Source organism: Bacteroides sp. MSB163, assembly GCF_036416795.1.
Taxonomy (GTDB): domain Bacteria; phylum Bacteroidota; class Bacteroidia; order Bacteroidales; family Bacteroidaceae; genus Bacteroides; species Bacteroides maternus.
Window position 1 is genome coordinate 3,855,269 of sequence record NZ_CP143867.1, and the last position, 22,215, is coordinate 3,877,483.

Here is a 22,215-nt window from a genome sequence, read left to right on the forward strand (position 1 = left end):
ATGAGAAGTATATTAAAAGCATCCACACTGGAAAGCAAGTTTCCCATCATGGCGGTGGAACACGGCTGCATCGTCAGCAAGGACGCCGACATCACGGTCGCTTTCCGGGTCACACTGCCGGAAGTGTTTTCGGTATCATCCGCAGAATATGAGGCTATGCACGCCACATGAGCGAAGGCAATCAAGGTGTTGCCGAACTATTCAATCCTGCACAAACAGGATATTTTCATCACGGAGAAATACGAGCCGGACATCCGCCGGGACGAACTCAGCTTTCTCTCCCGCAGTTTTGAACGCCACTTCAACGAACGTCCCTACCTGCACCACGCCTGCTACCTGTTCCTTACCAAGACCACCAAAGAGCGCTCCCGGCAACAAAGCAACTGGAACACGCTCTGCCGTGGTTTTCTGGTTCCGAAGGAGATAAGGGACAAGGAAACGGTGGAGCGTTTCATGGAAGCGGTGGGACAGTTTGAAAGTATCGTTAACGACAGCGGACTTATCAGGCTGGAACGGCTGACCACGGAAGAGATTACGGGAACGGAAAACGAACCGGGTATTATCGAACGGTACCTTACGCTCTCGGCAGACGGAACCACCATGTTGCAGGACATGCAATTGAATCCGGACGAGATGCGTATCGGTGACAAGCGGCTCTGCCTGCATACACTTTCCGACCTCGATGACCTTCCGGGTAAAGTTAAAACGGACGGGCGGTACGAACGCCTCTCGACAGACCGCTCGGACTGCCGTTTGAGTTATGCCGCCCCCGTGGGCGTAATGCTACCCTGCGACCATATCTACAACCAGTGGATATTCATAGATGACAGTAACGAAAACCTTTCCCGTTTCGAGAAGGCGGCAAAGAACATGCAGTCGCTTTCCCGGTACAGCCGCAGCAACCAGATAAACAAGGAGTGGCTGGACGAATACCTGAATGAAGCGCATACCAATGGATTGCAGTCGGTGCGCTGCCATTGCAACATCATCGCATGGGCGGAAAACGGGGATGAGCTTCGGCGGGTGAAGAACGACGTGGGCAGCGCACTGGCGCTGATGGAATGCACACCCCGTCATAACACCACCGACCTGCCGGTCCTCTACTGGGCGGGCATACCGGGAAACGAGGCGGACTTCCCTTCGGAAGAAAGCTTCTACACGTTCACCGAGCAGGCACTATGCTTCTTTACGGCAGAAACCTGCTACCGGAACTCGCTCTCCCCCTTCGGCCTGCGCATGGTGGACCGGCTGACGGGAAAGCCCGTCTTCCTCGACATATCGGACCTGCCCATGAAAAAGGGGGTGGTGACCAACCGGAACAAGTTCATCCTCGGCCCGTCGGGCAGCGGAAAGAGCTTTTTCACCAACCATATGGTAAGGCAGTATTGGGAACAAGGCACGCATATCCTGCTGGTGGATACCGGAAATTCGTACAAGGGACTCTGTGACCTGATACATCAGAAGACCGGAGGGGACGACGGGGTTTATTTCACCTACCAGGAAAATGACCCGATTTCGTTCAATCCGTTTTTTACACAGGATTACCGGTATGAGATCGAGAAGCGGGACAGCATCAAGACACTGATTCTGACCTTATGGAAAAGAGAGGACGAGCCGCCCCGACGCTCGGAAGAAGTGGCGCTCTCGAATGCCGTCAGCCTGTATATCGAAAAGATAAAGAAGAACCGGAAGATAAAGCCGAATTTCAACTCGTTCTATGACTTTGTAAGGAAGGACTACCGCAAGGTACTGGCAGACAAGAACGTGCGGGAGAAGGACTTTGATGTGGACGGTTTTCTGAATGTGCTGGAACCCTATTACAAGAACGGTGAATACGGGTATCTGCTGAACTCGGACAAGGAACTGGACTTATTGAACAAACGGTTTATTGTATTTGAGTTGGATGTCGTGAAGGATAATCCAATCCTCTTTCCGGTTGTCACCATCATTATCATGGAGACGTTCATTAATAAAATGAGACGTTTGCAGGGTATCCGTAAGATGATACTGATTGAGGAAGCCTGGAAGGCAATCGCACGTGAAGGGATGGCAAACTACATCCGCTATCTCTTCAAGACGGTCAGAAAATTCTTCGGCGAAGCGGTTGTGGTGACGCAGGAAGTGGACGACATCATATCGAGTCCGGTTGTAAAGGAGACAATCATCAACAATTCGGACTGCAAGATACTGCTTGACCAAAGGAAGTACCAGAACAAGTTCGACCAGATACAAAACCTGCTCGGTCTGACGGACAAGGAACGCTCACAGATACTTTCGATCAATCTTGCCAATGCAGCCAACCGCAGGTACAAAGAGGTCTGGATAGGGCTTGGCGGCACGCAAAGTGCAGTGTACGCAACGGAAGTCTCGGACGAGGAGTATATATGCTATACGACTGAAGAGTCTGAAAAACTGGAACTTACCCGCCTTACGGAAAAGCTGGATGGAAACATCGAGCTGGCTATCAAACAGCTTGCCGAAAGCAAACGGCAGGAAAACAAGTAACCATATTAATCTATAGACAACAATGAGTAAGAAAGATTTATTAAGCCAATGCAGGGAAGCACTCGGAGATGCTACCCTGACCAATCTGGATCTGCTGAACCTGATCGGGGAAATGAAGAAGGAACTGGAACACGACCGCATCTGCGGTCACTGAATGAACAAGGAAGGCGGCTCCACGCTGACAATCCGTAAATCTAACCACGTGACGGACGGATTCAAGGGATACAAGGCTACGCTGTTCGCCGGAGAAATGAGTTATACCGAAATCAATATCCCGCTTCGGAAAGGGGACGACCTTTTCCTGCACGGGAACAAGGATGCCGGATGTATCGGGTATTTCAGCGGAAGCGAGGTATTGCTGTTCGGCTGTTACGGACTGTTTGCCCGTGATGACGACAGCCGGTATTTACTTACCAAAGAAAGGAGATAGACGCATGAAAAAGAGAATGATAATTTTATTCATGGCACTACTGTCCCTTTCGGTGACAAGCAAAGCACAATGGGCAGTGATAGACCCTACGAACCTTGCTCAAGGCATTGTAAACTCGGCCAATGAAATTGTACAGACTTCCACAACGGCACAGAACATGTGAAGTAACTTTCAGGAGACTGTAAAGATTTACCAGCAGGGAAAGGCCTACTACGACGCTTTGAAATCTGTACACGATCTCGTAAAAGGGGCACGCAAGGTACAACAGACTATCCTTCTGGTAGGTGACATCAGCGATATTTACGTGACTAATTTCAATACGATGATGGGCGACCCGAATTTTACCGTGGAAGAACTCTCGGCCATTGCTTTCGGGTATAACCGGTTGCTTGAAGAAAGCAGCAACCTGCTGCTGGACTTGAAGGAAGTGACCACGGCTACCGGACTCTCGATGACCGACAAGGAACGGCTGGACATCATCAACCGGATATATGGCGAAGTGCTGGAATACAAGAACCTGACATGGTACTATACCCGAAAGAATATCGGCATATCGTACCTGCGCAGCAAGAAGAAGGGGGATTCCCAGCGGGTGCTTGCCCTGTACGGGACACACGACCAGCGTTACTGGTAATCATTCATCATTAAAAAAAGATAGACTATGGTATTACTATCAATAGACTGGACGAACCTGCATGAGTTGCTGCGTTCGCTTTACGATGAAATGATGCCGCTGTGCGAGGATATGGCAAGCGTGGCAAAGGGAGTGGCCGGTATAGGTGCCCTGTTCTACGTGGCGTACCGGGTGTGGCAGTCCCTTTCAAGGGCGGAAGAGATAGACGTGTTCCCGCTTTTCAGGCCGTTTGTGCTGGGGCTTTGCATCATGTTTTTCCCCACAATGGTACTGGGTACAATCAACGGGATTCTTTCCCCCGTATGCAGTGCCACTTCCTCACTGGTGGAACAGCAGACTTTCGACATGAAAAAGTATCAGGAAGAAAAGGACGAACTGGAACGGGAAGCGATGCTCCGTGACCCGGCAAAGGCTTTCCTTGTGAGTGATGAGGAATTTGACAAGAAGATAGACGAGCTTGGCTGGTCGCTGGGGGACATGGACACGATGATAAACATGTACGGGCAGAAGGCGGTGTATGACATGGGGGAAAAAGTACGGCAATGGTTCCGCGAACTGTTGGAACTGTTCTTTCAGGCAGCCTCGCTGCTGATAGACACGCTGAGGACTTTCTTTCTGATTGTCCTTTCCATACTGGGGCCAATCTCTTTTGCGCTGGCCGTCTATGACGGATTCCAGAGTACGCTCACCACATGGCTGTCACGCTATATCTGTATTTACTTATGGCTGCCCGTGGGTGACCTGTTCGGTGCTATCCTCTCACGCATACAGATTCTGATGTTGCAGCAGGACATCAAGCAGATGCAGGACCCGACATTCATACCAGACGCATCGGGCAGTGTGTATTGTATATTCATGATTATAGGTATCATCGGTTATTTCTGCGTTCCCACGGTGTCCTCATGGATTATTCAGGCAGGCGGTGCGGGAGCTTACGGGCAGAAGGCCAACGGTGCCGGGAAAATGGCCGGAAACGGTGCGGCGGCAGTCGGTGGGGCAGTCGGTGGATCGGTAGCCGGACGCATCAAGAAAATGTTCTAAACGTATCACTTAAAAAAACAGAAAGAAGACATGGAGTTCAAATCATTAAAAAACATCGAGACATCGTTCCGGCAGCTACGGCTGTTCGGAATGGTATTCCTGGGAGTATGCGTACTGGTAACGGTCTTTGCCACCTGAAAGGCATACGAGTTTGCCGAGGCGCAACGGCAGAAAATCTATGTACTGGACAGCGGAAAATCGCTGATGCTGGCACTTTCGCAGGACGTGCAGCAGAACCGCCCCGTGGAAGCGAGGGAACATATCAGACGTTTCCACGAACTGTTTTTCACCCTGTCACCGGACAAGAGCGCCATTGAAAGCAACATCCAGCGTGCCCTTTACCTTTCGGATGAAAGTGCCATCGGTTACTACCGGAACTTGCAGGAGAAAGGCTACTTCAACCGGATGATCGCGGGAAACATCTCGCAGACGCTGACGGTGGACAGCATACAGGGGAATTTCAACAGTTATCCATACGAGATGAAGACCTATAGCCGGCAGCACATCATCCGTTCGAGCAGCGTTACCGAAAGGTCGCTTGTCACCACCTGCCGTCTGAGGAATGTAACCCGGAGCGACAACAATCCGCAGGGCTTTCTGATAGAGAGTTTTACCATCATCGAAAACAGGGACATCGGACAGTATGAAAGATAACGGTATAAAAAAGGTCTTCCACTCGTTCAGAACGGAGAAAGACCGATATATAATAAAACTCCGCAGGCGGTGGCAACGGCTGAGCTACCGGCAGCAAAGGATTATCATCCTTTACCTGCTCGGACTCTTCGCCGCCATCGACCTTGCCTACATCGTGGGCGGTTTCTGCGGGACAGACAAATTTCCGATTGAGGTACAGCATCTCCAAAGGATTGCGCTTCCCCAAACGGACAGTATCCAACCATTAAAAAACAATGTATCCAATGACACAATCCGATAAGAAAGAAGAAAAGAATAAAAAAACGCAGAAAGCGGAACCTGCATCCGAAAAGGAGAAGAAGTTAAACCGCAAGGTTACCGACAAACTGAAATTCTATGGCGTGGTGACATTCCTCTCCCTGCTTTGCGCCGGGTTCATCTGGTTTATCTTCAAACCGGACACACCCGAAACGGTGGAAGGAATGGCGGGAATCAATACGACGATACCCGACGCTATCGCACCGGAGACGATGGCCGACAAACAGAAGGCTTACGAACTGGAAGAAATGAAGAAACGCAGGCAGGAGAAGGTAAGAACCTTGCAAGATGTGGCCGGGGGCTATCTGACACCGGACACAACGGACGGGCTGAAACCGGAAGAAGATGTACCGAAAGCGGATGCTATCCGGGAGTTCAGAGAAAAACAGCGGCAGATTTCAAGGCAGATCACCTCGTTCTATCAGGAACCGAAGGAGAGTCCGAAGGTGGACGAACTGGAACGGCAGGTGAAGGAGCTTAACGAAAAGCTGGAACGCGAACGGAAAGGACAAGACCCGCTGGAACTGATGGAAAAGTCGTATGAGATGGCGGCACGCTATTTCCCCGGACAGACGGGGGGACAGGTGAAAAACATACAGCCTGCGGGCGTTACGGGCGGTTCATCCGGCAATCCTGCCGCCATAGCTGCCGGACGTGCCACGGAGAATGTGGTTTCGTCACTGGCCGTACCTCCGATACCCGACACGATACCCCGCAATTACGGTTTTGCCACGGCCGTGGGCGGCGGACAGCTTGCCGGAGCCAATACGATACGTGCCTGCGTGGCTGAAGACCAGACAGTGACCACCGGAGCATGACTGAAGTTCCGGTTGCTGGAACCGCTGCAAGTGGGCGGTGTGCTTGTACCTGCCAATACTCCGCTATATGGTACGGTGCGTATCGAAGGGCAGCGGATGGCAGTCACGGTAAACTCCATAGAGAGTGGCGGGAATATCCTGCCGGTGGAACTAACGGCTTACGATATGGACGGGCAGGCCGGACTTTTCGTTCCGAATACAGCGGAACGTACCGCCATGAAAGAAGCCGCTGCCAATATCGGGGGCAGTTTCGGAACAAGCATCTCGTTCGCACGCAGTGCCTCGCAACAACTCGTCATGGACGTGACAAGGGGCGTGCTTGGCGGCGGATCACAATATCTGGCCACAAAGATGCGTGAGGTGAAGGTGGCTGTGAAAGCGAATTATCAACTTTTATTAATATCCAAAAAGCAGTAATCAGATGAAGACAAGAATTATTTTATCATTAGTAATGCTTTTAACCGTATTGTCGGTAAAGGCGCAGGAACCGGTGGAAACAAAGATTTTCCCCACCAACCAGATTATCTCACCGCATAAGATTGAGGTGACTTTTCAGAAAACCGTACATATCCTTTTCCCTTCCGAAGTGAAATATGTGGATTTGGGTTCGTTCGACATCATAGCGGACAAGGCCACGGGAGCGGAAAATGTAATACGCATCAAGGCGGCGGTGAAAGGTTTTGAAGGGGAAACGAACTTCTCCGTCATCACTGCCGACGGTTGTTTCTATTCTTTTAATGTGGTTTATAAGGACGAACCGGCCTGGCTTTCCATTGAGATGGAAGACTGGCTCCGGGACAATCCCGAAGGCGGGATTGCGGGCGACCGCATGTTCGTGAAGCTGAAAGAACTCGGCGGGGAGACACCGCTGGTGGTGAACCGTATCATGTACACGCTGTATAAGAAGAACAAAAGGGACATCAGGCATGTCGGTTGCAAGAAGTACGGCATACAGACACTGCTCAAAGGGCTTTATATCAACAATGACCTGCTGTACCTGCATACTTCCCTGCGCAACAGTTCGGATATATCGTTCGACATTGACTATATCCGTTTCAAAATTATCGACAAGAAGGTGGCCAAGCGCACGGCCATGCAGGAGAACTTCATAGAACCGGTAAGGACATACAATCGTCTGACAACGGTGGACGGAAAAGCCACGGTACGTAACATATTCGTGCTGCCAAAACTTACCTTGCCGGATGACAAACTGCTCGTCGTGGAGGTTTACGAAAAGGGCGGTGCCCGTCACCAGTCGTTCCGCATAGAGAACACAGACCTTGTGGCGGCAAAACCAATCAGTGAACTGCATCTGAAATAATAACCTATATAATATAATGTATATGCAAAGAATACTATTCATACTGACAGTTGCCGTGTTGTCGCTCTTTGCGGGCGAAGCACACGCGCAGCGTGACCTGCCGGGACAGACAGGCATACAGTTCACATCGGGCGGGGTGAATCATTTCCTTTCATGGAAGAGTGGCGGCGAACGCCACTACTTCACCTCGCTGGCCTTTACACATTCCAACCGTAACCGTACCTACTGGCTGTATGGTCTGGATTATCAGATAAAGGAGTACACCTACGAAAATAAGGCAATACCCAAAGCGCAGTTCACGGGGGAACTCGGTTACTTTATTCCCGTATTGTCGGACAAGGGCCGGAACGTCTGTTTCCGTATCGGACTTTCCGTTTTGGGCGGCTTCGAGACAGTCAACTGGGGAACCTCCCTGCTTCCTGACGGGGCGGCAGTGACAAACGGTGACTGCTTTATTTATGGCGGCGGCCTGACGGCGGCTTTCGATGTCTGGCTGACAGACCGGATTATCCTGCTGATGCAGGTGAAGGAAAGGGCGCTGTTCGGAACGGATGCGGGTAACTTCCATACCCAGATAGGATTGGGCGTTCGCCTTATTATTAACTAATAAAAAGAGAAAGGAGAAACAAAAAATGAAAAACGTATTATATATATGTATAGGCGCACTGCTTGCGGCGCTGGCCTTCAGTTCTTGTAACGACGGGATAGACATCCGGCAGGATTATGATTTCAGCCTCTCGTCATGGTATCTGCAAAAGCAGATTGCAACGGGTGAAACGGTGGAGATACGCTTTTATCTTGACCGTGAAGGGGACTATGAAAAGGCGGAGTATGAAATAGGTTACATTCAGATGGAAGGCAAGGGAGAGGTGTCCGACAGTGAAGGCATAAAACTTGTGAACCGGGAAGTGAGGCCGCTGACAGAGGTGCCGGGACTGGATACGGAAAATCCGGTGAAGCAGGTATTCACCCTCTTTTACCGTTCGACAAGCGCCAGACGTTCGGAACTGAAATTCTTTGTCCGGGATAATTTTGGCAGGGAAAGAGAAATGACGGTGACGTTCGATTTAGAAAGCACTACGGCAAAGGAATAACTGCTACCATTATCTATCAAGAAAGACGGTGGGGAAACCTATCGTCTTTGTTTTATGAAATTTGCTTAATGAAAACAAATGAATAAGTAATTGTTCCGGATTGCACAAAATTTGTTTTTATATTTAGCCGGAAGTTAATAGTTCAATCATATACGCATGAAAACAACACTCAGAATATTCCGTATCATCAGCAAGCTGTTGCTGCTGGCTTATGTCACGATAGTGAATTTTGTCTTTATTACGGTGTTTTACGCATTGCTACTTTCAATCTTGCGCCATATATGGCCGGCATATATACCGGGGCTGTTTGATGAGGGGGTGATTCCGTATTTAGTCAATACGTTACCGTATTATCTTTTGCTGTTATTCATCCTTTATTCCATTTCTCCGCTAAATGTGTGGGTGCTACGCAGAAAAGAAGGATACCGTCCTATGAACAGTTCCGATCGCATGAGGGTGGAACGGTTGCTTTCAGAAATGGGTATGAACCGGAAGCTGAAACTTTATCGTAACAATGACGCTCGGGTAAATGCCGCCGCATTCGGTTTCAATACGATAGGGCTGACGGGCGGAGTACTCGCCTCCGCTTCGGATGAGGAGCTGAAGGGCATCATCAGCCATGAAGTGGGGCATATCTCCCATTACGACTTTGTCTATCAGGTGCTTTTATTCTCGATGGAGTCGTTCGGTTACCGTTGCCTTTATGGTATATTTCTTATTCCGGCTTTGATATTCGGGATAATTGGCAGCATGGTGTTTGCATTGGTTCCGGCTTTGGGCCTTGTGGGTGAACTCATAGCGAAGTTATGGTGGGCCGTTTACAAACTGCTTCACCGGATTATATACGGCATCAGCCGGATAACTGACGTGAATATCAATAAATATGCCGAGTACCGTTGTGATGCCTATGCAGTGAAATATGGTTGCGGCGAAGGATTGCTTTCTTTCCTCCGCCGGTTGAAAAGGACGGAAGACGTTTACGGTGAGCGTCCGACTTTCACCGAATATATCATGAGTACGCATCCGTCCACCGAAAAACGGATTGCACGGCTGGAGAAACTACTGTAACCTGCGGTAAAGAATGTGTGCCTATATCATTTTACGGATATTGGTATAGGGAGTACCGGATGCGTATATCTGCTGCATTTCTGTGGAAAAGTCATCGTAATAACAGATGATATGACCACCGACAAGCGCATTGCCAAAAAACTCTTTTTCCGGAAGTATTTTTTTATTGTCCGCCTGCTTTATCAAGTCGTCATACAAGGCACGATACACCTTGTTGGTATCTGCTGGAAAAGCGGTTTCCGGTATGGCTACTGAAAGGATTATCTCCGGGCATTTGCCCGCTTCACGCAGCATGACTATCGTATCCGCACCTAATAATCCGATATAGGAATGCGGATTGCAGGTGAATGTGCGATAACCTTCATTATAAAGTGAAAGGATAATCCGGTAGAGTTCCATACGGATTTTATCTTCCTTGAACCAGTCGTATTTGGTTGTCTTTTCAATGGTACTGCCGGTAATGGCAACGTTCTTGTTGTACATCTTCCTATGATTTTTGAGTAATACCTTGTCCGTAACTTCCTGTTATGTACCAAAAAAGCACGGAACTTAACAGGTTCTACTCTCCGGTACGACCAAGCACCCATGCAGGAAACGAGTTAAGACCGTGCCATTAGTGTATGACAAGGACTCTGCCCGTTTATTCTCCTGCATTGAATTTGGTCGTTTCGAGAGTAAGAACAAACAGCTAAAAGCTATTCTAATATGTTATCATTCAAAATCTTTAATCTTATAACTTTCTTTTTTGGTTCAACCCTGCAAAAATAGAAAAAAGCCGGGCAACCGCATAGGGATTGCCCGACTTTTTTAAGAAGAAGTATTCAGGTGTGGGGTGTGGCAGGTCATTCCACCGGCTCGCCACCATAGCGAAGGCGGCGGATGTCCTCGTGGATTTCACACATGATATGCATCTGCATCCGCTTGCTGATATGACGGCTGTCGGAACGCATGAACAAACGGTTCTCTATCAGACTGCAAAACTTCGTGCCCTCCCTGCTTACAATGCAGACAATCTGATTCTCAAGAAAAAAATCCCTGTCGGTGGAATATTCCACATTCGGGGCTGTTCTTATATACTTCATATATCGGTATTTTAAAGGTTTTACGGTGGCGGTGTGGGTGGGGTCGTCCGGCCCTGCCCTCTGTTCTCTTGGGGGGCGGTGAAAAAGATGTGCCGGATGTTGTCTCCGGCACATGCTTTCTGTTCGGCTTCAGGCGGCTTTTCCGCTTTCGGGTTTCTCCGTTTTCGGGGCGGTGACTTTCTTCTCCGTCTTTTCTGCCGTCTGCTGTTTTTCCGCTTCTTTGGCTGCTTTCTTTTCCGCTTTCTTCATTTCCTTTATCCTTTCTTCCAAACGTTCATGCCGTTTCTGATATTCTTCCTCGTGGGTGGCTTTGGCAAGTCCGTACTGGTCGGGAAAGTGCATGTTTGCGAAGTCCCTTAACAGCTTGGATGCGTTGTTGTCTCCGTGGCCGTTTTCACAAAGGAAATGACTGATGAAGTCCCGTTTGATGAGGGTCTTTTGTGCGTCCGTCAGCTTGGCTACGATTTTCATCCGCTGTTTCTCGTCCAATGCGAAAGGCTGGTCTTTGATGCCGAAAAGTGGAAAATGTCTCCTTTGAAGTTGGGCAAGCATGGCGAAATAAACCATACCGTCTTCGTACTGCGTGAACGGGCTTTCGGGATAGTCGTTCTCCCGGACAATCTTTTTCGTGTCGGCAACGGTCTTTTCAATAGAAAGCTGTCTGAAACGCTTGTCCCTCTCCTGCAATGTCCCGATAGTGACGGGGGCGGTTTCCTTCCTGTTTATCTCCACGTAGCAGAGTTCGGGTTCCGTCTGCCCTACCTTCACATAGGTCTTTATCCTGCCTTCCTCCTTCATGCGGTCAAGTTCCTCCACCTTTCGGGCATATTCCTCGTTTCTGCGCTCAAAAGTCTCTACCGCTTGTTCGTACTCTTTCGCTTGGGTGAACTGCTCTTTCTTCGGTGCTTCGGGGGCTTTTGGAAATTCCCTTGCCGATACGTTGTAGTCAAGTTCCTTGATTTCATGCCCTTTCTTGTCCAATTTTTGTAGTGCCATATCGTTACGGCTTCCGTAGTAGGGGCGTGCGACAACCAACTTCGGATCGGATTTCAAAAGTTTCTCCGTCTCTTTTGCCACATGGGCGGCATTCTTGGTTTCCAGACATTTGCGGTTTGTGCAGTGTCCGCATCCGTTATGCTCGGCAAAGAGGTTGTAATTGGCTGCGTTGTGTACGCATGCCTTGCATTCCGTCTTGTCGAACTTGTATTGCTTAAGGTCGGTTGTGTAGTATTTCTCAAAATATTTCTTGAACAGATTGAGTGTGTAACCGCTCCAATCGTCCTTGTTGTCTGTCTTGAGGTGGTTCTCATATACGTCCTTTTGGATATTGGGTTCATAGGTGCTTATCTCTTCGGCTACGCTGATAGTGATTGTTTCATTGTCTAACAGTTCACCGATAGGCGCATAGAGTTCGTTCAGTTTCAATCGGGTATAGATATACTTCTCGCTCCGTCCGAAACGTCCTGCCAAAGAATAAATATCATACCGTCCCTTTTCAAGCAAGCGTTTGAATGCTTTCGCTTCTTCGGTGGGGCGTACCTGCTCACGTTGTAAATTTTCACTCAGTGACATATCTTCCGCTTCATCATCTGTTATATTATTATAGATAGTTGCCTTTATCGTCTTTGCTCCTGCAAGCAGTGAGGCACGATAACGGCGTTCTCCGTATATGATTTCATAACCGCCTCCCGTGTGCGGGCGTACCGCAATGGCTTGCAAAACGCCCACTTCCCGAATGCTTTCCGCAAGTTCCTGCAATGATGCGTCATTGAATGTCTTGCGGTGGTTGTCCGTGCTTGGTTGTACGGTGGTGATGTCAAGGTCTGTTTCGGCTGTGGCCGTTGCAAGCGGTGTCTTGAACGTGACCTGCTGCGGTGTTTCTTCCGTAACGTTGGGAACGGCTGCCGTTCCGAGGGAGGCCGTCACTTCGGTAGCCGTGGGCACGTCCTGCGGTGTGAGTAACATTATCGGCTTCGGGATGATTGCCAAAGCGGTTACTTTTACTGCATTTTCTTTCTCTGATTTCTGCACGCTGTTCTTCTGTACTTTCTTGTTCGTTTTCATAATGATAAGTTTTTAAATATTGATAATTAATTGAATAGTTTTCCGTCTGAAAGGTATTCCCAACCGTTGGCGTTGCTTTCTTCCGTGAAGTATTCCAAAGTCTGGGTGCTCTCCATATCATCCCGACAAGCACGGAAAAAGCTGTCGAGACATTCGTTCATAAGGTTGTCAAACGTGACATTCCCGGTGGGGGATTTCAAGAACTTATAAATCGGATCAAGAATATCGTTATCTATATAATAGCCCGTAAGGGGACAACAAATATCTACAAATATCCTGCTTTTTCGTCCTTTCGTCCCTTTCCAAAAATATTTTGGCGTGTATAGGTCGTTCCAATGGTGGTTTATCAGATAGGCCATCAACCGCCAACCGCTTAACCCGTCTATGCAGTCTTCCTGCTTACTGCGGTAGTCATAGCTGTAATTGCATGCATCATATCTCCAATTACGGCACACGATACCGAAGCGTTCGCAAAAGGCATCAAGGGTTTGACGGTTCTCGTGCGTCCAACCGTAAAAATATCGGTTACACAACCATTCGGTGTGTGCTTTCTCTTTGGCTTCCTCGGATAACTCGGTTATCCGATAGAGGGTGTATGTTCTTGTTTCTGTTCTCATGTCGTTACTTTTTTATGGGTTCATTGATAGGTGGGCGGATTGCTCCGCCCTGCCGTTCATGCTGTCATACACGGATGCACGTGGCGAGTGCTTCCCTTACTTTCAGCTCCTGCTTCTTGGAATATATCCACCCTGCACGCCTTTCGCCCTTATAAGTGAGGTTTGCACGGAACAAACCGTTCAAGTCTTTCAGAACGTCCTTTATCGGCTTGGTGTCACCGAATACGGCAATCGCCTTTTCGCTGTATTCCACGATTTCAAGACTGAGGGTTGAAGGGGCTGCGGTTGCTGTCGGCTGTTGTGCTTCGTTTTCCCTCTGCGGTGCTTTCATGCAAAGGTTGGCTTCATCCCCTGCGGTATGCGCATACCGTTCTATGAACTTTTCAAGGTCACAGATAGGCTCTTTCTCAATTGTCCAACCGCTGTACTTGTTCCTGCCCAAATACATGCCGTCCCCCATGCTGTAATTTTCACGGTGTTCGTAATCCGCGTTATATTCTGCCAAATAGGCCGTTTCCTCAAAATTGGCGGCATGCTTGCGCATTTCTGAAAAGAGGTTGCGTGTATGTTTGGAAAAGCCTAAAATGACGGTTCTTGCTATACTATAGTCGTAATAGTCCGTATAACTGTCGCATTCGTTCACCCTCAATGTGCCGATAATGACCGCCTTTGCATCTGTCGGGATAAGGGGGCGCAAACGTTCCGCACCGATTTTTGCGATACGCTCGTATTCTTCCCTTGCTTCCTTCGCTTTCCGTTCCGCTTCGGCTTTCTTCTCTTTCGCTTTGGTTAGTAAAGCGGCTGTTTCCAACGGATCCAAAAACTTGGGGTTCGCATCATCGTAATAGATGCCTATTCCGAATTTCTCCGATAATGGCCGGATAAGGTCGGAAGTGTGAAACTCGTGTGTTTCCAAATTGACAAGATGATAGGTTATTCCCCACTTGTCACGGGTTACTTCATACACAACATAGCTGTCATAGCTGTAGCCTTCCAATACTACCACTTGATTGACTGAAACGGTCTGAACGTCTCTGTCGTAACTTCTGTTAGCTCCCAATAAATGTACTTTGTTCATAATGAGTTGTTTTAATGATTAATATTTCGTTTCAGAGTATCACGCAAAGAACAAGGATGAAAAGAGCGAGCACGCAAAGGGAAAGGAGAGCGGAAAGGATGCGCCACACGGAACGGATGAGGAAAACCACCACCGCCAAAACTGCCAACATGGGCAACCAACCGCTCCAAAAGGCCGCCACACCACCGACAAAGGCACACACGAAACGCACCGCCACGTACACCACGAAGCCGACCAACGACCACTTCATCCAAAATTTTATGCCGGTTGGAGCGAAGCCGAAGCCTCGTTTCAAATCTTGTTGTATTTCAGTTCTCTTTTTCATAACATTGACTTTTTTTTTATGCCTTGTCGGTGGCCTCACCTTGCTCGTTTCAGGGGGCAGATACGGACGGGGAGAAAATATGCAAGGCTTTTGGTGAAAATTTTTCAACCGCCCCGCTGGACGGATTGAAAAATTTTCGCCAAAACCCGTAGGGCGCGAAGCGGGCTTGCAGATTTTTAGGGGCCCCGCCCGTAGCTTCGCACCCTGAACTACGGCAAGGTGAAGTCATGACAAGGTTATAAAAAAGGGGAAATGGCTATAATGGGGAAAAGAGAACTGAAATATGACAAGATTCGGAAGGCTGTGCCAACTGGTTTATATATTTATTATGCAAATATTCTTGTTTGTTTACACTTAAAAATAACATGTTATATTGGTTTAAGTATAAATAAAGCATTCATTTGTATTATTTGTTTAAATTTGCTGCAATAAGGTGAATCTTTATATGTCAGTTTCTATAATTTATACTTCTAAAAAGGCTTTGAAGTATTTTTAGAAATCTTATAAGATCACAGAATAAATTTATTGGAAAGAGTGAAATACTTTTATATAAAAAGTTATAGATTTTTGTAACATAATGGCAACAGGTTCTTAATGAAGGGTGGATATGTAAAATTATGCATGAACAGTATGGTAGGCTATTACTGACTTATTTTCGTAAATCTGTTATCTGCAATGTAATCTATGGGGGATACTATCTCAGGATTGGAAAAATATAAAAGATTGCTGTGCAATGATAATTATCTGTAACGAATCACTTTCAAACTGTTTATGTCAGTGAACTTTACAGCGTCTTAAAAAGACGCTCGGAATATCGGAAGCGGAAATCTTCAAATGCTATAAGAACAAATAGAAGCTGTTTTGTTATTGTAATAGGTTAATTATAGTTTGTTGATACAATATGTGCAAAATTGCTAAAACCAATATTTTGTTTCCGAAATTCATAAATGAATATGTGAAATACGTATAACGAACTATAGACAACTTGTATATTACCTCATAGTAAAATACTATTTTTTGAATTTGATACCTTTACTATAATCATTTTTATAACTTTACCTGTCAAGCCATTCCTTAATACGTTGAGCTTTTTCCTTACTTACTTGGATTTCTGTCTTCGGATAACCCTTTAAATGGACAATAAGTTTCCCTCCGAAATAATTACCGAGGAATAAAACATGCTCTACGTTGATAATATATTGTCGGTTTGCACGGAAGAAACAGTCTGGGTTGAGTTGCTGTTCAAGTTCTTCCATTGACACATTGACAACTTCTGAAGTACCGTTATTAAGGCGAAGATACACATTCTTATTTTCAGTCTCAATATGATTGATGTCCGAGACACGTACTGTCTTATATCCGTCACGATAAGGTAACAGGAAACGTTCCCGATAACGGAACTGGTTCTTTTGTAACGCGTCGAAAAGCTGCCGGAAATTCTCTTCGGTATAATTTTTACCTGCTTTGATTGCTTTATTTATGGCTGCTTCAAGTTCATCGACATCCAAAGGCTTCAGAAGATAGTCAAAACTATTGAACTTGAATGCCTGTACCGCATATTCATCGTATGCAGTAGTGAATATGATGGGTACGGTTGCCGGAGCGTATTTAAGAGCCTCGAAACTTAGACCGTCAGTAAGACGGATATCCGCAAGTATGAGGTCTGTTGTTTTTCTTGATTGGAAAAATTCGACCGCCTCTTTTATGCTTGTAAATGGACCTTCAATTACAAACGTTGCATCAATATCATTTAGTAATCTTATGAGGCGCATGGCATTGCGCTGTTCATCTTCAAGAATCAGTATTTTCATGGGAAATGATGTTTTTAATTATTGGCAAACTTACCGAATAGAAGTTTTCGGCATTCTCTATCTTAACCTTTTTGTCGCAGAGCAATGCGTATCGTTCTATGATGTTTTTATGGCCTAAACCCGTTGAGTCCATTTTTGACAGCAAAGGTGATTTAAGATTATGCACAGTGATATAATCATCCGACAACGCAATGGCAATAAACAGCGGATGTTCCATTGAAAAGCTATTATGCTTTATTGCATTCTCCACAAGAAGCTGCAACACCGCCGGAGGAAGGAACCCCTTACATTCTTTAACCTCTGGACTGATTTTCGTAATGACGCCTCCGGCGTGACGTACCTTCATTAGATACAAGTATGAATCAAGGAATTTTATCTCCTCAGTAACAGGAATCAGATTCCTGTCCAAATTAGCAATGATGTACCGATACACTTTTGACAGATTGCTTAGGAATTTGCCAGCCAGTCCGGTATCTTCTTCAATCAATTCCAGCAGATTGTTGAAGTTGTTGAACATGAAATGCGGATTGATTTGCAGTTTCAGGGAGTTGAGTTGTGACTGTAGGGCGATCTCTTTCTCCTTCATCAGTGCCATTTCAAGTGTTTGCTTCTCGTCACGTGCCTTGATGTAAGATTGAAGGTAGAATGCGTTGGCATAAACGCTTGATATGAAGGTGGATATCATTGCAAAAGTATATGCGCCTTTCATGTTGAGTAATTCGTCAAGAAGTCCGTTCCCGGTTTCATCCCATAAGAAATTGAATAAAGATATCATGCCGAATGCGACAATATTATTCAGAGTCAAAAGACATGAGGCATAGACAATCACCCACACATAAGATGTCCTGAAAGGCAAAATCCTAAAAACAAGATAAGAGAATCCCAAAGATATATAGGTAAAGAGCATGCACAATAAAAAATCGACGATATAATCGACTGCCGCCATTCCCGGAGATTGGTCAGTTGTTTCATCATCGAGAATTAACCATATAATGAGGTAGAGCACATAGGAAACGGCTGATAATAAAAGCCCGTTCCGCCAGTTCATTATTTTTATATTTTCTTTTGTCATATCAGATGCAAAGTTACTTCATATTCCACAAAGATAGGGATTTGCTTCTTTATTTGATAAGATAAAATCGGCTGAAACGGACAAAATCACTTTCGAAATGATTAAAATGAATGTTGAAACGAACAGTGTTACACTTTACGTTTGCCGAAATGCCAATTCGGAAATTAGTTTTTTGTGCAATAAACCGCCCGTTTGGGCGGTTCAGATATCAATTTATCCGTTTCAGTCGGATTTTACTATTACGACTGATACTACACGGATAATTTTGCATCCTTGTGTTATAAATGCCATTATGATAAAGTCTGAATCAACCAAATTTGAAAAAATAGATATAGATAGTATTTATCGGAAATACTATCGGCTATTGTGCCTGTATGCACTTCATTACCTGCATATAACAGAGGATGCAGAGGATGTCGTACAGGATTGTTTGACTGATTTTCTCGAACGGTCCGAAAAAGGTTGTTTCGTCTCCGATATAAAATCCTATTTGTTTATGATGGTGCGCAACAGATGCTTTTTTATCCTGAAAAAAGAAAACATGATTGACCGGAATCGTTTTATTTCAGAGTTTGAGGAAATTCTTACTGATACAGAATACAAAGAACAGTCATTTATGGAAGCAAGAATGTGGACTGCTATAGATTCATTGTCTGATCGTTGTCGTGAAGCCTTCCTGCTGTGCAAACGGGACGGATTGAAATACGAAGAAGTGGCAGACCAACTTGGAATCTCCGTAAACACGGTCAAAAACCAAATCAGCAAGGCTCTTAAGACTATCAAAGGTGAGTGCCGGAAAATTTATTTTTTCTTTTTCGGGTAATTTTTTTTGTTTGGAATAGTAGGATTTCGGTTGATTTTACTCTTAGCTAAAAAGAACATCGAAAATGGACAAAGAAGAATTAAAAGGATTACAATTTGTTTTGAGGTATTATTCTCCGGGAATTTTTGATACCCGAAAAGCTTTACGCAGATACAAGGAGGCGCATCCAGCCAAAGAGCGCAGATGGCTCCGATATGTATCTGGGATTGCTGCCTCTGTTGCAATATGCCTATTTACTGCATATTGTCTTATGTGGGAGAAAGAATCTCCTGTTTGCTTATATTCTTATGCTGATGCCACAACATTCACACTTCCCGACAGTTCAGTGGTTACGTTATTTCCCAATTCAACTCTCAGTTACCTGCCGGACAGGTTCAATAAAAACAAACGGGAAGTTGATATGAGCGGAAGAATTAGTTTTGATGTGCGCCGTAACCAGTACGCTCCGTTTATTGTATCAGGAGAATATGCTAAAATAGAAGTGCTGGGTACACAGTTCGAAGTAAACGAGAACAATAATGGTTCCGTTACCGAAGTTCATGTATTATCAGGCAAGGTGTTGTTCTCTTCTAAAAATAATAAGAATGGTATTGTACTTACCCGGAATATGCAGGCTGTTATGCCTTTTGGGTCGGATGTTCCACTGATAATGGTGAAAAACTCAGATAAAGATCATGCAGACAAATCCGGGAAGTTCATTTATGAAAACACACCTTTGTCTGAAGTACTGAAAGAATTGTCCGAACACTTCCATGTAAAACTGACCAGTGTCTCCACTGGAAAGACACTTACAGCAGAATTCGATACAGACAACTTGGATGAGATTATTTCCATGATAGAAAAATCGCTGGATGTAAAGATAAGGAAGGAGGTCACGAAGTGATCAGGCTGACAATCCTTATATTGACCTTGTTTATATTGCCACTTTCGCTTCACGCCCAGCATAAGGTTCATTCATGTACCGTCAGACAACAAATGGAGGTAGTTAAAAAAGAGTATGCCGTAAATTTCGTGTATGATGCCTCATTGAAACTGGATATACCCTATATCGGCAAACCCTTAAAAGGACGGGGCTTGCACTCCACTTTGAATGAATTATTCCGTAATACAGACATAAAGTGGGAAGTAAACGGGAAACATGTACTGTTGAGCCGGAAAAAGAAATACACTTTGAGCGGTTATGTCTATCAGCATGATGGTGAAACAGTCATAAATGCCACAGTATGGGACGTCACGACAGGAACAGGCACATTGAGCAACGAACACGGTTTTTTCAGTATCACACTTCCGGAAGGACATCATGCCATACGCTTTTCATCCATAGGTTGTGGCGAACACTCGGAAGATGTGTTTCTTCAGCATGATACAACTCTGAAAATTCATCTAAAAGAAGGATATCAACTGGAAGAAGTGGTTGTGACCGCTGATTTGAATTCTCCGTTGATGACTACCCAAACAGGAAAAGTATCATTGACTTCCAAAGAACTGAATACCGGATATGCGCTTATGAGTTCGCCGGATGTGGTAAAGACATTACAGAATCTTCCGGGAGTGGCGGCAGGCACCGAACTCATTTCCGGGCTGTATGTACATGGCGGCGGTAACGATGAGAATCTTTTTCTGTTGGACGGCACACCTCTTTATCAGGTGAACCATCTGGGAGGGCTTTTTTCCGCATTCAACACGGATATTGTAAAAAACATCGACTTCTACAAGAGCGGCTTCCCTGCACGCTACGGCGGAAGACTTTCTTCCGTCGTGGATGTACGTACCAATGATGGAAACATGAAAGAATACCACGGTACGGTAAGCATAGGACTCTTGGACGGACGAATCCAATTTGAAGGTCCCATAAAGAAAGACCGGACCTCGTTCAACATTGCAATGCGTCGCACATGGCTCGATGTCATCACAGTACCGGCATTGGCCATACGCAACAGTTCAAAGGCCGATAAGATAAATATGCGCTATGCCTTCCATGACATAAACGCCAAAATAACGCACCGCTTTTCGGAACGCAGCCGTGCAGACATCAGCTTATATTCGGGCAATGACATCATGAAAGTGAACAACAAGCAGTTTGAGAAAGAATACGGCACGAACTACAACCGGGAAGAAGACCGTACTAAATTCAACCTGCAATGGGGCAATCTGACGGCCTCCCTGAACTGGAAGTACCAGTTCTCCCCGAAACTGTACTCCATATTCACGGGTGTCTATACCCATAACCGTTCCCGTCACGATTACCTTTCCGAAGAAAGGGTTTTTAATGAAGGACAATTATCAGGGATAACCCATAGCGAGCGTAATAACCGCTCCACCATCGATGACATTGGCTACCGTATGGAGTTCGATTATCGGCCAAATCCTGCGCACCGCCTGCGTATAGGGTCAAATTACCTGATGCACTTTTTCCGTCCTCAAAGCGCACGCACATGGGATTATTCCGGGACTGACAGCCAGAAAGACACCCTGTCACGCGAGGCTTCAGGTTCCTATAACGGACAGGAATTTTCATTGTATGCCGAAGACGACATAGCTCTAAGCAACCGTCTGAAGCTGAATGCCGGACTGCATTACACCCTGTTCCATATAACAGGCAAGACTTATCATTCCATAGAACCCCGCGCATCCATCCGTTACCAATGCAGCGACCGTGTGACATTCAAGGCTTCCTATACGGAAATGAGCCAGTTCATGCACCAGCTTTCCAACACATACTTGAATCTGCCGATGGATTTTTGGGTACCTTCCACCAAAAAGATTGCACCGATGCGCTCCCGACAATATGCGGTCGGGATGTATCTGCAACTACCTTTCCGCATCCGGTTGAATATGGAGGGATTTTACAAAACGATGAATCACATTGTGGAATATAACGGTGGAAACAGCCTCACGCCCTCTGCCGATGACTGGGAAGAAAAAATCCATGAGGGCAAGGGAAAGGCATACGGGCTGGAATGGGAAACCAGCTATAGCAATAACCGGACACACATCAGTGCGGCTTATACCTTGTCATGGAGCAAGCGCAACTTCCCGACATTCTATAATGGATGGTATCCCGATAAATTTGACAATCGTCATAAATTAAACCTCAGCGTTCGCCACAACTTTTCTTCCCGGATAGAGGCATACGCTTCATGGACTTACCATACAGGGAACCGTATGACCGTGCCGCAACAACAGGTCAATGCTCCCGTCATCCCCGGCATCGGTGGCGAGTCTGCTTCGGAATGGATATACGAACAGCCGAACAACGTGTCGCTTCCGGCATATCACCGCCTCGACCTCGGTGTTAATTTCCGCAGCACCACCCACCGAGGGCATGAAAGGATATGGAACATCAGCGTTTATAACGCTTATTGCCGTATCAATCCCCTTTACGGCAAGGTGCAAGAGATGCCAGACGGCAGTTTCAAGGGGAAAGCGACGGGGATGTTCCCCATACTTCCGTCATTCAGTTACACATTAAAATTCTGAC

21 protein-coding genes and 3 pseudogenes are annotated in these 22,215 nt (G+C 46.3%); 16 read left to right on the forward strand and 8 right to left on the reverse strand.

All coding sequences use genetic code 11. From position 1 onward, the window contains the following. The 13 genes and pseudogenes from VYM24_RS14575 (at window position 1) to VYM24_RS14635 (ending at window position 9,862) form a co-directional block, all read left to right on the forward strand. A pseudogene (locus VYM24_RS14575) lies at window positions 1-2,505 on the forward strand (TraG family conjugative transposon ATPase). Window positions 2,506-2,527: 22 nt separating this feature from the next. After that, window positions 2,528-2,659 carry a hypothetical protein gene (locus tag VYM24_RS14580; protein WP_008020351.1) on the forward strand — a complete coding sequence of 44 codons (132 nt, stop codon included), beginning with the start codon at window positions 2,528-2,530 and terminating at the stop codon, window positions 2,657-2,659. After that, window positions 2,660-2,935 carry a hypothetical protein gene (locus VYM24_RS14585; protein ID WP_004313115.1) on the forward strand — a complete coding sequence of 92 codons (276 nt, stop codon included), beginning with the start codon at window positions 2,660-2,662 and terminating at the stop codon, window positions 2,933-2,935. Window positions 2,936-2,939: 4 nt separating this feature from the next. Then, window positions 2,940-3,569, forward strand: a pseudogene (locus VYM24_RS14590) (DUF4141 domain-containing protein). Window positions 3,570-3,596: 27 nt separating this feature from the next. After that, complete coding sequence (traJ, locus tag VYM24_RS14595) at window positions 3,597-4,610, forward strand: conjugative transposon protein TraJ (protein WP_330940297.1); 1,014 nt, start codon at window positions 3,597-3,599, stop codon at window positions 4,608-4,610. A gap of 30 nt (window positions 4,611-4,640) precedes the next feature. Next, window positions 4,641-5,264, forward strand: a pseudogene (traK, locus tag VYM24_RS14600) (conjugative transposon protein TraK). After that, on the forward strand, window positions 5,254-5,544 hold the full coding sequence (locus tag VYM24_RS14605; protein ID WP_009040011.1) for a hypothetical protein: 291 nt from the start codon (window positions 5,254-5,256) through the stop codon (window positions 5,542-5,544). The pseudogene traK and the gene VYM24_RS14605 overlap by 11 nt, the downstream one beginning before the upstream one ends. Next, entirely contained in the window at window positions 5,528-6,379 is an 852-nt protein-coding gene (locus tag VYM24_RS14610; protein WP_330940296.1) for a conjugative transposon protein TraM, read from the forward strand. Before VYM24_RS14605 ends, VYM24_RS14610 begins: the two co-directional genes overlap by 17 nt. Before the next feature lie 12 nt (window positions 6,380-6,391). Then, window positions 6,392-6,796, forward strand: a complete 405-nt coding sequence (gene traM / locus VYM24_RS14615) for a conjugative transposon protein TraM (protein ID WP_005655072.1) — start codon at window positions 6,392-6,394, stop codon at window positions 6,794-6,796. A 4-nt stretch (window positions 6,797-6,800) separates the two neighbouring features. After that, window positions 6,801-7,700, forward strand: coding sequence for a conjugative transposon protein TraN (gene traN / locus VYM24_RS14620; RefSeq protein ID WP_016278411.1), 900 nt, complete (start codon window positions 6,801-6,803; stop codon window positions 7,698-7,700). Between the two features lie 16 nt (window positions 7,701-7,716). After that, complete coding sequence (locus tag VYM24_RS14625; RefSeq protein WP_016268084.1) at window positions 7,717-8,307, forward strand: conjugal transfer protein TraO; 591 nt, start codon at window positions 7,717-7,719, stop codon at window positions 8,305-8,307. Window positions 8,308-8,332: 25 nt separating this feature from the next. Then, window positions 8,333-8,794, forward strand: a complete 462-nt coding sequence (locus VYM24_RS14630) for a TraQ conjugal transfer family protein (RefSeq protein ID WP_016268083.1) — start codon at window positions 8,333-8,335, stop codon at window positions 8,792-8,794. A 156-nt stretch (window positions 8,795-8,950) separates the two neighbouring features. Next, window positions 8,951-9,862, forward strand: coding sequence for a M48 family metalloprotease (locus tag VYM24_RS14635; protein ID WP_016268082.1), 912 nt, complete (start codon window positions 8,951-8,953; stop codon window positions 9,860-9,862). Window positions 9,863-9,883: 21 nt separating this feature from the next. On the opposite strand, the gene VYM24_RS14640 is transcribed toward VYM24_RS14635, so the two are convergent. From VYM24_RS14640 to VYM24_RS14675, 8 genes are all read right to left on the reverse strand, one after another. Further along, on the reverse strand, window positions 9,884-10,345 hold the full coding sequence (locus VYM24_RS14640; protein WP_016268081.1) for a hypothetical protein: 462 nt from the start codon (window positions 10,343-10,345) through the stop codon (window positions 9,884-9,886). Window positions 10,346-10,704: 359 nt separating this feature from the next. Then, complete coding sequence (locus VYM24_RS14645; protein ID WP_016268080.1) at window positions 10,705-10,944, reverse strand: hypothetical protein; 240 nt, start codon at window positions 10,942-10,944, stop codon at window positions 10,705-10,707. A 129-nt stretch (window positions 10,945-11,073) separates the two neighbouring features. Next, window positions 11,074-13,008 carry a ParB/RepB/Spo0J family partition protein gene (locus VYM24_RS14650; protein ID WP_016268079.1) on the reverse strand — a complete coding sequence of 645 codons (1,935 nt, stop codon included), beginning with the start codon at window positions 13,006-13,008 and terminating at the stop codon, window positions 11,074-11,076. Window positions 13,009-13,034: 26 nt separating this feature from the next. After that, entirely contained in the window at window positions 13,035-13,625 is a 591-nt protein-coding gene (locus tag VYM24_RS14655) for a hypothetical protein (protein ID WP_016268078.1), read from the reverse strand. Between the two features lie 64 nt (window positions 13,626-13,689). Beyond that, window positions 13,690-14,703 (reverse strand): hypothetical protein, encoded by a 1,014-nt coding sequence (locus tag VYM24_RS14660; protein WP_016278410.1) that lies wholly within the window; start codon window positions 14,701-14,703, stop codon window positions 13,690-13,692. A 31-nt stretch (window positions 14,704-14,734) separates the two neighbouring features. Continuing rightward, window positions 14,735-15,028 (reverse strand): hypothetical protein, encoded by a 294-nt coding sequence (locus VYM24_RS14665; RefSeq protein ID WP_025076632.1) that lies wholly within the window; start codon window positions 15,026-15,028, stop codon window positions 14,735-14,737. Window positions 15,029-16,083: 1,055 nt separating this feature from the next. After that, window positions 16,084-16,839, reverse strand: coding sequence for a LytR/AlgR family response regulator transcription factor (locus VYM24_RS14670; protein WP_016278409.1), 756 nt, complete (start codon window positions 16,837-16,839; stop codon window positions 16,084-16,086). Beyond that, window positions 16,820-17,911, reverse strand: a complete 1,092-nt coding sequence (locus VYM24_RS14675) for a sensor histidine kinase (protein WP_016278408.1) — start codon at window positions 17,909-17,911, stop codon at window positions 16,820-16,822. Before VYM24_RS14675 ends, VYM24_RS14670 begins: the two co-directional genes overlap by 20 nt. 292 nt (window positions 17,912-18,203) lie before the next feature. On the opposite strand from VYM24_RS14675, the gene VYM24_RS14680 reads away from it, so the two are divergent. The 3 genes from VYM24_RS14680 (at window position 18,204) to VYM24_RS14690 (ending at window position 22,214) form a co-directional block, all read left to right on the forward strand. After that, complete coding sequence (locus tag VYM24_RS14680; protein ID WP_032941520.1) at window positions 18,204-18,734, forward strand: RNA polymerase sigma-70 factor; 531 nt, start codon at window positions 18,204-18,206, stop codon at window positions 18,732-18,734. Between the two features lie 64 nt (window positions 18,735-18,798). Continuing rightward, window positions 18,799-19,617: a FecR family protein gene (locus tag VYM24_RS14685; protein ID WP_016278406.1), complete on the forward strand. Its 819-nt coding sequence runs from the start codon at window positions 18,799-18,801 to the stop codon at window positions 19,615-19,617. Further along, the gene (locus tag VYM24_RS14690; protein ID WP_032941513.1) at window positions 19,614-22,214 is read left to right on the forward strand and encodes a TonB-dependent receptor; all 2,601 of its coding nucleotides are present in this window, start codon (window positions 19,614-19,616) and stop codon (window positions 22,212-22,214) included. Before VYM24_RS14685 ends, VYM24_RS14690 begins: the two co-directional genes overlap by 4 nt. The last annotated feature ends 1 nt before the right edge of the window (window position 22,215 follow it).